10 protein-coding genes and 1 pseudogene are annotated in these 13,030 nt (G+C 39.4%); all 11 read left to right on the top strand.

Going from position 1 to position 13,030, the window contains the following annotated elements:
* Positions 1 to 244: 244 nt before the first annotated feature.
* The 11 genes and pseudogenes from BHV72_RS06535 (at position 245) to BHV72_RS06485 (ending at position 13,029) form a co-directional block, all read left to right on the top strand.
* Complete coding sequence (locus BHV72_RS06535) at positions 245 to 1,483, top strand: Mfa1 family fimbria major subunit (protein ID WP_286855305.1); 1,239 nt, start codon at positions 245 to 247, stop codon at positions 1,481 to 1,483.
* 113 nt (positions 1,484 to 1,596) lie between these two features.
* Positions 1,597 to 2,659, top strand: a pseudogene (locus tag BHV72_RS06530) (FimB/Mfa2 family fimbrial subunit).
* A gap of 12 nt (positions 2,660 to 2,671) precedes the next feature.
* Complete coding sequence (locus tag BHV72_RS06525; protein ID WP_286855303.1) at positions 2,672 to 4,036, top strand: Mfa1 family fimbria major subunit; 1,365 nt, start codon at positions 2,672 to 2,674, stop codon at positions 4,034 to 4,036.
* Between the two features lie 16 nt (positions 4,037 to 4,052).
* Positions 4,053 to 5,045, top strand: a complete 993-nt coding sequence (locus tag BHV72_RS06520) for a fimbrillin family protein (protein ID WP_286855302.1) — start codon at positions 4,053 to 4,055, stop codon at positions 5,043 to 5,045.
* Between the two features lie 25 nt (positions 5,046 to 5,070).
* Positions 5,071 to 7,158, top strand: coding sequence for an FISUMP domain-containing protein (locus BHV72_RS06515; RefSeq protein WP_286855300.1), 2,088 nt, complete (start codon positions 5,071 to 5,073; stop codon positions 7,156 to 7,158).
* A 22-nt stretch (positions 7,159 to 7,180) separates the two neighbouring features.
* The gene (locus BHV72_RS06510; protein WP_286855299.1) at positions 7,181 to 8,212 is read left to right on the top strand and encodes a BF2992 family fimbrillin-A clan protein; all 1,032 of its coding nucleotides are present in this window, start codon (positions 7,181 to 7,183) and stop codon (positions 8,210 to 8,212) included.
* Between the two features lie 18 nt (positions 8,213 to 8,230).
* Positions 8,231 to 9,493 carry a hypothetical protein gene (locus BHV72_RS06505; protein WP_286855298.1) on the top strand — a complete coding sequence of 421 codons (1,263 nt, stop codon included), beginning with the start codon at positions 8,231 to 8,233 and terminating at the stop codon, positions 9,491 to 9,493.
* An 18-nt stretch (positions 9,494 to 9,511) separates the two neighbouring features.
* Complete coding sequence (locus BHV72_RS06500) at positions 9,512 to 9,772, top strand: hypothetical protein (RefSeq protein WP_005677315.1); 261 nt, start codon at positions 9,512 to 9,514, stop codon at positions 9,770 to 9,772.
* Between the two features lie 215 nt (positions 9,773 to 9,987).
* Complete coding sequence (locus BHV72_RS06495) at positions 9,988 to 10,485, top strand: hypothetical protein (protein WP_286855296.1); 498 nt, start codon at positions 9,988 to 9,990, stop codon at positions 10,483 to 10,485.
* A 21-nt stretch (positions 10,486 to 10,506) separates the two neighbouring features.
* Positions 10,507 to 12,153, top strand: coding sequence for a flotillin family protein (locus BHV72_RS06490; protein WP_005677313.1), 1,647 nt, complete (start codon positions 10,507 to 10,509; stop codon positions 12,151 to 12,153).
* 201 nt (positions 12,154 to 12,354) lie between these two features.
* Positions 12,355 to 13,029 carry a DUF5715 family protein gene (locus BHV72_RS06485; RefSeq protein WP_022041778.1) on the top strand — a complete coding sequence of 225 codons (675 nt, stop codon included), beginning with the start codon at positions 12,355 to 12,357 and terminating at the stop codon, positions 13,027 to 13,029.
* Position 13,030: the final 1 nt, after the last annotated feature.

Genomic DNA, 13,030 nt, shown 5'->3' with positions numbered 1-13,030 from the left:
GCCTATAAGAAACAAACAAAATCCCTCCAACTGGAAGTTAGTTATTTCACCTTATAATATATAAGGGCTTCCGATCAGAAAAAGAAATGATGTTTTTTACAAAACAATCGGTCCCCATCCTTTAGATGACTCTTCCCACAAAAAAAAGAAAAGAAAAAAAGTTAGTCATGAATACATAAATAATAATATGTAGCATGTCATTCAAAAAAAGATTATTACATCACACATTAAACTCATAACAAAAATGAAAGTTAGAAATTTATTATTAGCAAGTTTGGCAGTAGCTGCCATGACAGCATGTAGCAACGAAAATGATGAAACCGTAGACAACGGTCAAGTACAAGGTACAGAAAATGCCGTAATACGATTAGGTATTTCTTATCCAACAGTAACTCGTGCAAATACAGAAGACGGATTAATAGAAGAACAAATTTTTAAAACAGCTAAAGTTATTGTCAATGGAGACGTCCATACTTATATATATGATGATTTTGAACCTAGCACAAGTGAAAATGCTTTATATTTGAAAAAAGGTATTCCTGTTGCTGCAGGACCTGTTCAGGTTTATGTTTTCTTAAACCTGAAAGAAAACCTTACGACACCATATGCAAACATGATAGCAAGCGCTAGTTACGATGATATGTCAGGTTTAGATGGTCTCAAAGAATACATTGCTAAACCAGGTGAATTCCTAATGAGTAATGCAGAAGGTAAAGTAGCAACAGGAAATGTAGATGCGGGCGAAGAAGCAACTGTAAGAATTAATGTTGAACGTGCAGCCGCTAAATTAATGGAACAGTCACAAACTTCTGCATTTACAGTTCCTTCAGAAAAATATGGTGATAAGACATTGAATATAACATTAAAAGAATATTCATTTATTAATTTGCAGAAAGATACTTATGTATTAGCCAATACTAATACTTTAACACCTAATTTCTTTCAAGAATATGATGCAAACAATGATAAGTGGAATTATATAACCAAAACAATCGTTGGTAATATCCAAAACGTAGAAGAAACTGCAAATAAAACTGATAATATCACATATTGTCTGGAAAACAAAGATGTAAACAAGAATACATGTGTTGTATACGAAGCTGTTGCAACATGGGATAATGCAGAAACACCAACAACCTTCTATGTAGCAGAAAATGTAGTATATTCAGATTTTGAGTCATTAGCAAATGAATACGGTGACATACTTACGAAACACCATCTAACAGATAAGAGTACAGCTGCTGATTTCAGAAAGGCAGGGATTCTTATTGATATGTACGAAGATGGTAAATGCTACTACAAAGCAGATATTTATACCAATAATGCAAACAATAAGACAATCGTTAGAAACAATGTATATAAACTGAATGTATCAAGCATTACTAAATTAGGAGATCCGACTCCCACTCCGGACGCAGCAAGTCTGAAGATAGAAGTTAAGGTTCTTCCTTGGGCAATTAACTTGGTAGATATCATTTTATAATTTGCATCACACACTATAAACTGGTCGGGAAGGGACAACTTCCCTCCTGACCGGTTCTCTTACTTGATAAGATAAACAAAACAGACTTTCCAAAAGCATAAAAAACAAAGAAAATGAAACGAATACTGACCACCATACAAAAAAGAGCAAACAAGATACTGTTACTTGCAGTATTGGCTGGTGCATGTCCTGGATTACAATGAAGGCGATTGCAGCATCAAATATTTGGTAAAGTTCAAGTATGACTATAATATGGAGAAAGTAGACGCTTTCGCTCAAGAAGTTAGAACTGTCGCACTTTATGCTTTTGACGACAATGGAAATATGGTATATTACAAAACTGACCAAGGAGAAATGCTGGCAGACGATAATTATTCCATGAGTCTGGATTTTGATCCGAGGGAATACCATTTAATCGCATGGGCAGGATTAGACGACCAGTCGTTCGCAGTGCCTGTGTTATATCCACAAACATCTCAAATCACAGAATTAAAGGTGAAAACTCTGCGAGAAGAAGCCGTTCCTACACGTTCGGAAGATGAAAAAGACAAATATATTGTTGAAAAGGAACTTTCTTCACTGTGGCACGGAGAAGTTAAAAAAAGTGCCCTCACCCGAAACAGCAGAGAACGTATTACTGAAGTTTCTTTAGTGAAGAACACAAACAATATCCGCATTGTTGTAGCACAGGTAAATCAACACCCTGACCAGCCTGTCACCAGAGCATTAAAAAAAGAAAATCTTAAGTATACAATATATGATGAAAACGGATACATGAACTATGACAACTCCTTGTTGCCGGACAACATGTTGACGTATAAACCATTTGCCACTGAACAAGAGTACATAACATCACGCGCTTTCACGCAAGATACAGACAGCGAATATCCGGCAGCTATTGCAGAACTGAGCGTCGGACGACTCATGAAAGATAAAAAGCCGGAGCTGAATATCACCAATACAGAAACGGGAGAACAACTTATTAAAAATCTGGATATGATTAAATATCTGAATATGCTAAAACAAGAGCACTATAAAGATATGGAATTACAAGAATATCTGGATCGCGAAGACCGGTATAGCATGATATTCTTCGTTGACGAAAATTTGACACTAATCAAATCTGTCATACAAATAAACGGTTGGGTCATTCAGCTTAACGATTTCGAACTCTAAATAAACGAAATAATGAGACACCTCAAATTAACATATAATCTTCTAGTTACTCTGATAGCTATTGCCGGTTTTTCAGGATGCTCACAAGATGAGTTCGTTGAAGGACAGGAGATGCAACCGCAAATTGAAGCTCAATTAATGCTATCTATCAGCATGCCACAAATAGGTACACGGGCGGTTGACGGAGAAAAAACACTATCCGGTACGACAGAAGAGAGCAAATGCCGTAAGTTTACATTGTTTATTATGGATACGAATGGTAGCAACATTCAAGATAAAACAATCACCGGAGAAGATTTGGAGAATGGATTCCTATACTTTGTCGTAAATACATCTATTGGCAACAAAAAAATATTCGTTGCAGCTAATATGACAGATACACAAATAGAATCGATAAAGGCAGCTCCTGATCATAATCCGGAACAATTGATAAACAATATAGGAGACATCACTGAAGATAACAGTTTTTTAATGACCGGTCAGGCTGTTACTGAAGGCAGTAACAGTGAAATCATTAATATTGAAGAGCATAAAATGACACGAATCAAAGCAACTTTGACTCGTGTCATGTCCAAAGTATTGTTGACTTGCACTACAAAAAGCAATACAGAATATGTAAACTTGACCAAAGATAACGGTTATATCAGATTGAGTGACGTACATTATATTTTGGAAACAACCAATAAGAAGTTTTTTCCGTTCAAAAAAGCGAACAATGAAGATCCGAACTTCCCGATGAGTATGACACTGGCTGCAAATTATAACGCTAACTTTTTTACAGCAGTCACCAACGTGACTGCTGGAGAAAATGCTGTAAAATATGATATTCAGCGAATAGAAGAAGATGACAAGCGATATACAGAAGGGATTTATTGTCTGGAAAATACAATAAATATAGATACTGAGAGTTCAAATGATTTCAGCGATGCTCAAAAAGTGGCAACCTACTTGAAAGTCGCCGCCAAGTTTACTCCCAAAAACATAGACGGAGAGACCAACTTGACCGAACAGGAAGCCAAAAACAGATTATCCGGTAACGGCACTTTCTATACCTGCAAAAAGGTCCCGACAAGTATGAAAGATATGTGTTACAGCAATATAAGTACCGGAATCGATTACTTGAGAGAGTCTGGGCTGACTGTTACCGCCAATGACTTTATCACTTACGAAGGTGGTTGGCAGTACTATGAAACATTTGTGAACTCACCGACAGATTTTAGCGTAGCGTCCGGAATTATACGTAACAATTATTACATAATCAATGTTACTGCATTCAATACTCTGCAATCTGATAAAACAATCGAAGTAAATACAACCATGATACCATGGGTTCTTAAAGGACGGACTACAATTGATGTTGAAACTGGAAATAATTAATAAAAGGAGTATAACTATGAGACTAATAAGACAACATAACATCATCAATGGATTGCTCCTGATAGCAGCAGTTAGCGTCAGCAGTTGCAATAGTATACTAGAAGACGACTCCTTGCCCGTTAGCAACAAAAACATAGAAATAAGTTTCACCCGTTCCAGTGAAAGCATGAGCGGGCTCGATGATAATGGAACATTCAAGGTTGCGTTTTTCACAGGAGCAGACTATAATTATTATAACTCAACAGATAACTTGTCAGGAATTGATAACTACAAAGAAGATGCATATGACACAGCAATACCTTATCCAAACGGTACTACGGTATATGCAGTAGGTTATGCTCCAAGTGATCGTTTGACGGTATCCGATGATTATAAGCAACTGGCTTTGAGTTTAACCATTTCGGCAGGAACCGTTGATGTGCTCGCCTCACAAACGGAAGAAGGAAATAAAAATAGTCCTTTTTCAAATAAATCACCATTAGAATTCAAGCATCTGTTAACTAAAGTCACTTTCTACGCCAAACGTGACAAAAAGATGCAGAGCAGTAAACTTGTACACGATGTAAAAGTAACACTCAGCAAATCATATCTCATTAACAAATGGGAATATAATAAAGAGACTTATGTAGCTGCCGGAGCACAAGAAACTATTGAGAATGATTTAACATTACACGTTCCCGATCAATATTTGACTGACATCGATCAAGAATATACCATAGGCACTTGTTATCTAAATATGCCAGCTAACAATAACGGACAACTCTCTTTCAATCTGGAAGCAACAATGACCCCCGTAGGTTCAACAGATAACATTAAAACCAACTATGGAGAGATGAATGTACAACTACTGGAAGCTAATAATCAGACTCCGGTATCAATAGCACAGGCAGGAGAAGCTTATGAAGTGGTTATCAACTTCACCCAAGATTCATTTACGCTTACAGGCGTAAAAGCACCCTGGAAAGCAGGAGGATTAATCACAGTCCCCATTAACCCGACTAAACAATAAAAACATCCAAAACAACAATTAAGCCATGATGAGATATAATAACATAATCAACGGTTTGCTTGTGATTGCATCCATAACAGCATTCGCAGCATGTACAGAAGACACTTATGATAATAGTGCTGCAGAAGGGAATGGAGTTTTTCAATTCTCGGGCCTTCCAAGCATCTATACGAGAGCAGACGTATCCGCCGACGACGATCAGAAAGCATTTGAGGCAGGTACAAAATACCAGTTATTCGCTGTCGAAAATGACAACTGGAATGCTAATTATCTACAGAAAACCCCAAGCAAGAACGCAATAGAAGGTACTGAAACAAATGAACACACTATATCATTCGACGGAAACAATAAATTCAATAATCATAGTTTAAACTTTTATGCAGTAACTCTGAATGATAAAGAGTATGTACCGGAAATAAAATATAATGCTGACAACAGCACTCCCACTTGTTATGTCTCTTATGAAAACGGGGCATTAACCGATGTGATGTGGGCGGGTAATCTTAAAAATCAAACCTACAAAAACTCAGGAAAATTACAATTGAATTTTGAGCATACTTTATCCAAACTTCATATCTACGCACAAAAAAATGAAGAATTAGCCAATTCCACTGTTGTTCTAAAAGAAGTAAAACTAATAGACTATTTATCCGGCGACTTAAGTCTTGCAACCGGAGAGTTCAGTAGCGCAACAGATACAAGAGTTGATAATACAGCCCATACACATTCTGTATACAAGGCAGACACTGAGATAAATGAAGAAACAGCTAAAAATGAAATTTTTTCGGCAATGACGTTCCCTACCAGAGGAACAGACACTAACTCTCATGCTTTAGGACTGAAAGTAACAACGAAAGTGGATGACTACGAAAAGACAACTACATATCGTATTAAAGAAGTAGACGTAGAAAATACAACTGATAATAAAAACCCAAAATACAAAGCATTCACAACCATGGTAGTAACCGTAATTCCTCGTGTATACGACTGGATAGACGACAACTCGGATTACGAGGATACACAAATAGGTAGCTCGGTTACCTTCGGCGGTGTGACATGGATGGATAGAAACTTAGGAGCTACAAGTGCTGATGCAACAAAAAGCATTCAAAGCTGGGAAGCTTCGCGGGGATTCTACTACCAATTTGGACGTAGTATTCCTTATTACTTGAACGGCAGCTGCTTAGACCCTAATGTGAAGGATCCGATCAATGCAACCCCTACATGTAAAGGCGCTAATAAAACGAATAATGCTAAACCTTTCCCATACGTTCCTGAACATTATAACGATAACCAACGCACTGATAATAATATAGGCTATGATGATTGCGCGCAGGATCCGGGAGATACAAATAAGGAATTTAAGTTCAGTTCTTCAGCAGATGAAGACTATAGTAGAGATTGGGCCTCTGAGCATTCTGTAAGTGCAACATACTGGGATCAACCAGAGCATCAGCCTTGCCCGAAAGGTTGGAGACTACCTACTAAAGATGAATTTTTATCAATTGTTCCAAGTAGCCAAAATGCAGGAGATATAACTTTTTTAAATCATAGTGGAACTTACAGTATAACCGTAAATTATGATGTTCATAATGAGAAGGCAGTATATGTAGGAGTTCCTTCTGACAAAAAAGAAGAAAAGTGGGGTACAATCTATGCAATCAAACGCCTGGGAACATCCAATGCTTACCGAGTACGTTGGCAAATCAAACGTGTAGGAAATACATCAATTGATAAAGATAAATGTGACACAGGAGGCGATGCGCAAGGATATCGTTCAGTACTTGTTATTTCACGTTATCCTGCAGAGATACTTAGTACACTGACAACGAGCAATTACAACACAGAGTATACTGATTGGGATAATCCGGTAGAAACACTCATGCTACCAATTAGCGGATACATACATGTAGACGGAGGAGCAGCTCTGATATACGCCGGAAGTGAAGCGATTTATCATACATCCACAGCAGATACAAATAATAATAAGTTCTGGAGTTTCCGTATAAAGTTCAGTGGTGATACCAACCAAAGATACCTATATATGTGGAATGAGGAACGACGCGGTTATGGTTGTTCTGTACGCTGTGTACGCGATAAAAATGTGAATTAAGAACAAAACAAATAGAAGAGATATGAAAGCAAGGAATTATATACAACAGCTAATGCTTCTTCTCATACCGGTTGGGTTACTAACAGCCTGTACGTCCGATGAAGAGGGAGGATCCCTGCCAAATGAAGGCAAAGTACCGGTAACAGTACAATTAGGAGGTCAGTATGCCATTATGTCCGGAAAAGATGCACCCGAAAGCAACACCCGTGCTACCAATAACTCAGCATTAAACGGAGTTAAGATTCTGAACCTTTCAGAAGGTAGTACATTATGGCTTTTCGCAAAAAGTGGCAGCACTACGCAAACACAAGGCTATGTTGTAAAGACCGGTGATGGTGGTGTACAATCACTTTATCCTTGTTCTCAATTTGATGAAAATGGGAATTATAAGGAAGAGGATGTAAGCAAGACTCCATTGTTCTTAGATCCGGGTACATATACATTTAGTGCTATTTCACCGGCGAAGGCATCCTATAAAGATGGTACATGCATGATTAAAAATGGAGAATATGTGATAGCAACCAATAATGCTTGGACACAAACTGAATCTACCACTTGTCAGATTTCAGGTAATGAAGGCGTTATTCTTCTAAATCCACTGATGCAAGTAACTTCCCGCATGAAATTCTTAATTAAGGGTACTGATAAAATATCCGATTTATCTATCATGCAAGCGGGTGTTGAAATAGACGGCATACAAATAGATCCTACCACGGGAAATAACTATACCGTAGGAGACAATATGCCATCTAAATTAGGAGATAAATACAATCGAATTTATGTTCCGGCCAAAAGTTTTATCACTACATCTGAAGGAATCTTGCAAGGAGAAACAGGCATCTTGCCTACAGATTGCCGTTCTACCCCGGTAGTAGTTATTATGAATGTATTGGTAAATGATGTCCCCACACAATTTACTTATTCTATTGTTGGCAAACAGTTCCTACCGGGATATTCATACAATTACACCGTAACACTTGATATAAAAGACGGCATTACAGTGGCCAACTGGCAGGAGTCTTCCTGGACAGCTGACATAGATCCCGATAAATAAACATAGGAGAAGAAAATCATGAAACGAAACGCAATATATACTTTAATAGCTTGTCTGTTTTTAGCAGCCTGCTCATCCGAAGAGGAATGGATGATATCCGACGATCAAACTCCGGCGATTGAACTTGGAGAAGACCAGATCGCCGTGCAACTCAATTTACAGACTACGGATTTCACAGTAGAAGAAACCCGCTCTGCCAACCCGATAGAGTTAAAAATCGAGAATCCGATGTACAACCTATGGTTATTGCACTATAATGAAGAAGGGGGATTAGTAGAAAGTGATACAGAATACATTCATTTGAATGATAAAGGAGAATTATCAACTAATCATACTGCAAAATTAACGCTTACTGATAGTAACAAAGGAACACTTTGTTTAATTGCCAACCTCGAAGGGACAGCCGGCGACAGCAACCCTTCAACTGTCAAGACTCCAAGTAATGACAATGGTTCATGGCCAAAGACACTGCAACTATTACAAAAAGAACTTTTAACGTTGCCTATCAACCGAAATGCAACAGATGCTAAATTGGGTTTGCCCTCCAAGATGTTTATGTATGGTTTCTACCAAGGTACATTAAGTACTTCGCATCCGGTAAATATCACATTGGGACGTATGGCGGCTCGTCTGGATATTGTAATTAAAGCAGCAGATAGTGAAAAGACATTAAGCAATCTTCGATTACAATTAAAGAATGCAGTCATCAAAAGTCATTATTCACCAATGAAGGTAAGTAGTGAGGAAAATATTTATGTAGATTTTCCCGAAGATAACACTTTTAATGATAAAGAAGTGACTAGCTCATCCCCAATCACTTGTTACTATTTTACAGGAGAAAATATCACACCGGAAAGCGGAAAAGAGACAGTACTTATTGTAAAAGCTGATAAGGTTACTACTGTAACAGAAGAAATAGAAAAAACAATTCAAGTTACTGTGAAATGTGATGAGGAGGATAAAGACGCTAAAAAATGTGATTTTGCAGAATTTTGGGAGAAAGATCTAAATAATCAGAAAGGTGGTTTCATTGATTATGATACAAACGAAAAATACGAAACAACCCGTGAGTGGCATTCGACTGGAATCCTCCAGGGATACCACATTTACACTTACGTCTACTACAAGTGGGTAGATCGCACAATCACAGAAAAAGTAGAAGTAGAAAAGACTATCCCATACACCTATAGCATCAAACTAGGAGCTAACGCTCCGGGTACAAGTGATGATTATTCTCTTTACCGCAACAACAACTATACCTTTAATATCAACTTAAAATAATACTTAATACGCCACATTATGACACCGAAAGACATCCTACAACTAGAATCAACAGATATACGCCAAGCGTATCTGTTTGAAGAAAACGGGCACTGGTATGCATACGAACATTCAGCCAACCGGATAGAGAAATTCGTGAAGGGTTTTGTAGACTTTAAACACAAAGTGCAAGATGTCTGCGGTAGAATAAAAATAGAGATCGATCTCAACGTCCTGGAAAAATGCTCCGTTACGCTGTGTGAAGACTCACTGCTTATACTCGACTGTCCTACGGCATAGAAACCGTCAAAGAGTATAAGCTTCATAACTAGATATAAAAGAATTACACAGAAATTGTTTGTTTTGTTTGTGTTCCTCAGTCCACTCAGAGGCAGCTTGTGAAAGTAGCGCTGAGTGGGTGGGGATTTTTTTTATGAATTATCTTTGTTTATCTCCCATAAACCCGTATATTTGAGGTATTATAACTAGAGACTTTATATTAATACAGAATTACTATGAGCCATACCTTTTTTCTCATCATCGCTCTTGTCACAACGGGAATCTTTCTCATCCAATTCGTATTATCTATCTTTTTCGGAGATCTGGATGCAGATGTAGACGTAGATACCGACATCAGCAGTGTGGTTTCCTTTAAAGGACTTACCCACTTCGGAATCGGATTCGGCTGGTATATGTATCTGGCGGGAAACACGGAAATCCAAAGTTACGTTGTCGGTATTCTGGTAGGGTTATTCTTTGTTTTTGCCGTCTGGTTTCTGTATAAGAAAGCCTACCAACTGCAACAAGTCAACTGCACGGAACAGACAGACCAGCTTGTGGGACGTGAATGTACCATCTATTTCAAACAAAGCGACAGCAAATACACCGTACAAACCAACCGTGACGGAGCAATGCGCGAAGTAGACGTCATCTCCGAATCGGGAAAAGCTTATCAAACCGGAGACCGTACCGTTATCACCAGATATCAGGACGGAACATTGTATATTCAATAATTATTCTAAATACACAAATTTATGACACAAGAAATGCTAATCATGGCCGCTATATTAGTAGCGGTTATCCTGCTCACTTTCATCGGTATCCTTTCACGCTACCGCAAATGTAAGAGTGACGAAGTCCTCGTTGTATATGGTAAGACGGGAGGAGAAAAGAAATCTGCTAAATTATACCACGGTGGTGCCGCATTCGTCTGGCCGATTATCCAAGGCTACGAATTTCTGTCAATGAAGCCGATGCAGATCGACTGCAAACTGACAGGCGCACTTTCCGCACAAAATATCCGTGTAGATGTTCCGACTACAATCACTGTTGCTATCAGCACCGATGCCGAAGTCATGCAAAACGCCGCCGAACGTATGCTGGGATTGACCATGGACGACAAACAGAATCTGATTACAGATGTCGTTTACGGTCAGATGCGTCTGGTCATAGCCGACATGACAATCGAAGAACTGAACTCCGACCGCGATAAATTCCTTTCTAAGGTAAAAGACAATATCGACACGGAACTCCGCAAATTCGGTTTGTATCTGATGAATATCAACATCAGCGATATCCGCGATGCTGCCAACTACATCGTGAACTTGGGTAAGGAAGCCGAGAGCAAGGCCCAGAACGAAGCACAAGCTAATATCGAAGAACAGGAAAAACTCGGTGCTATCAAAATCGCGACTCAAATCAAGGAACGTGAAACGAAGGTTGCAGAAACCCGCAAAGACCAGGATATCGCCATTGCAGAAACCAAGAAATTGCAGGAGATATCTGTTGCCAATGCAGACAAGGACAGAATTTCCCAAGTAGCGATTGCCAACGCAGAGAAAGAAGCGCAGGTTGCCAAAGCCGAAGCGGAGAAAAACATCCGCATCGAACAGGCAAATACCGAAAAGGAAAGCCGCATCGCCGAACTGAACTCCGACATGGAAATCAAACAAGCGGAAGCCGGTAAGAAGGCTGCTATCGGACGAAATGAAGCACAAAAGGAAGTCGCTCTCTCAAACTCCGAACTAGCCGTGACACAAGCCAACGCCGACAAACAAGCCGGTGAAGCTGCTGCCAGATCGGAAGCTGCCGTACAGGCTGCCCGCGAAATTGCTCAGAAAGAAGTGGAAGAAGCGAAAGCCAAAAAAGTGGAATCTTCACTGAAAGCAGAAAAAATTGTTCCTGCCGAAATTGCCCGGCAAGAAGCTATCCTGCAGGCGAATGCTATCGCAGAGAAGATTACCCGCGAAGCAGAGGCCCGCGCAAAAGCGACTCTGGCACAGGCGGAAGCGGAAGCCAGAGCGATCCAGTTAAAATTGGAAGCAGAAGCGGAAGGTAAGAAAAAGTCATTGCTCGCCGAAGCAGAAGGTTTCGAAGCAATGGTAAGAGCAGCCGAATCAAATCCGGCTATCGCTATCCAATACAAGATGGTAGACCAGTGGAAGGAAATTGCCGGCGAACAGGTGAAGGCATTCGAACACATGAACTTAGGAAACATCACTGTATTCGATGGAGGAAACGGGAGTACAAGCAACTTTCTGAATACATTAGTGAAAACGGTTGCTCCTAGTCTCGGCGTATTGGATAAACTGCCTATCGGTGAAACTGTAAAGGGAATTATTCATCCGGAAAACAAAACGGAAGAAAAAACTGAGGAGAAAAAAGAGGAAAAGAAGAAATAATCCCTAATCTCTACTAAAAGAGAGAGGAAACAACCATAACTTCTCTACCATAAGTTTGAAAAGTATGAAGGTATCTGCAACTATTTTGTTGCAGATACCTTCATACTTTTCAACTTTATAGTAGAGGAACGAAAAAATCAAATAGAATCCATTTGGTAAACTAGAACAAAATAGTGTATATTTGCAAGCAAAAAATACAAAATGGCCATACATAAACTTCGTATTTTACCGATCTTCCTACTAATTACAGGGCTTACGCTTACTTCCGGTTGCAAAAAGAAAGATATGTCGCTCAAACTAAACGAACCACGCAATATTCGTGGCGTTGTCAGCTACAAACGCTCTTTCCCCGATTTGAATGACAAACATCTGGAAGTAGCAAAAACTGTTGGTATCCGTCCGTTGGAGGACCGGGAAGAAGCGGAAAGCATGAAAGAAAAGTTGACACATATCACTGATAATGAGTTCTATGTGGTAGATTCGCTGACCCATTCCATCCCCTACCTCGTCCCTCGTGCAAGTGCGCTACTCGACACTATCGGTTCTAACTTTCTCGATTCACTTGCTGCCAAAGGATTAAATCCCAATCAGGTGATTGTCACTTCCGTATTGCGTACCCAAAGCGACGTGAAACGTCTGCGTCGCAGAAACGGGAACGCTTCCGCCAACTCAGCGCATTGCTTCGGAGCTACTTTCGATGTTAGCTGGAAACGGTTCAAGAAGGTGGAGGACGAGGATGGAAGACCCTTACAGGATGTCGGCTCCGATACCCTGAAACTTGTTCTGTCCGAAGTTCTGAGAGATTTGCGACAAGCCGAAAAATGCTACATCAAGTATGAGCTGAAACAGGGTTGTTTCCATATTACTGCCCGGTAAA

The sequence above is a fragment of the Bacteroides sp. 43_46 genome (assembly GCF_001915455.1).
In the GTDB taxonomy this organism is placed as follows: domain Bacteria; phylum Bacteroidota; class Bacteroidia; order Bacteroidales; family Bacteroidaceae; genus Bacteroides; species Bacteroides caccae.
Note: the sequence above shows the minus strand (reverse complement) of the source record. Positions and strands in the feature narration are given on the sequence as shown.

What these genes read in the sequence shown, in the direction of transcription:
- BHV72_RS06535 (WP_286855305.1), top strand. Translation starts at nt 245, where the DNA reads ATGAAAGTTAGAAATTTATTATTAGCAAGTTTGGCAGTAGCTGCCATG.
- BHV72_RS06505 (WP_286855298.1), top strand. Translation starts at nt 8,231, where the DNA reads ATGAAACGAAACGCAATATATACTTTAATAGCTTGTCTGTTTTTAGCA.
- BHV72_RS06520 (WP_286855302.1), top strand. Translation starts at nt 4,053, where the DNA reads ATGAGACTAATAAGACAACATAACATCATCAATGGATTGCTCCTGATA.
- BHV72_RS06495 (WP_286855296.1), top strand. Translation starts at nt 9,988, where the DNA reads ATGAGCCATACCTTTTTTCTCATCATCGCTCTTGTCACAACGGGAATC.
- BHV72_RS06525 (WP_286855303.1), top strand. Translation starts at nt 2,672, where the DNA reads ATGAGACACCTCAAATTAACATATAATCTTCTAGTTACTCTGATAGCT.
- BHV72_RS06485 (WP_022041778.1), top strand. Translation starts at nt 12,355, where the DNA reads ATGGCCATACATAAACTTCGTATTTTACCGATCTTCCTACTAATTACA.
- BHV72_RS06500 (WP_005677315.1), top strand. Translation starts at nt 9,512, where the DNA reads ATGACACCGAAAGACATCCTACAACTAGAATCAACAGATATACGCCAA.
- BHV72_RS06490 (WP_005677313.1), top strand. Translation starts at nt 10,507, where the DNA reads ATGACACAAGAAATGCTAATCATGGCCGCTATATTAGTAGCGGTTATC.
- BHV72_RS06510 (WP_286855299.1), top strand. Translation starts at nt 7,181, where the DNA reads ATGAAAGCAAGGAATTATATACAACAGCTAATGCTTCTTCTCATACCG.
- BHV72_RS06515 (WP_286855300.1), top strand. Translation starts at nt 5,071, where the DNA reads ATGATGAGATATAATAACATAATCAACGGTTTGCTTGTGATTGCATCC.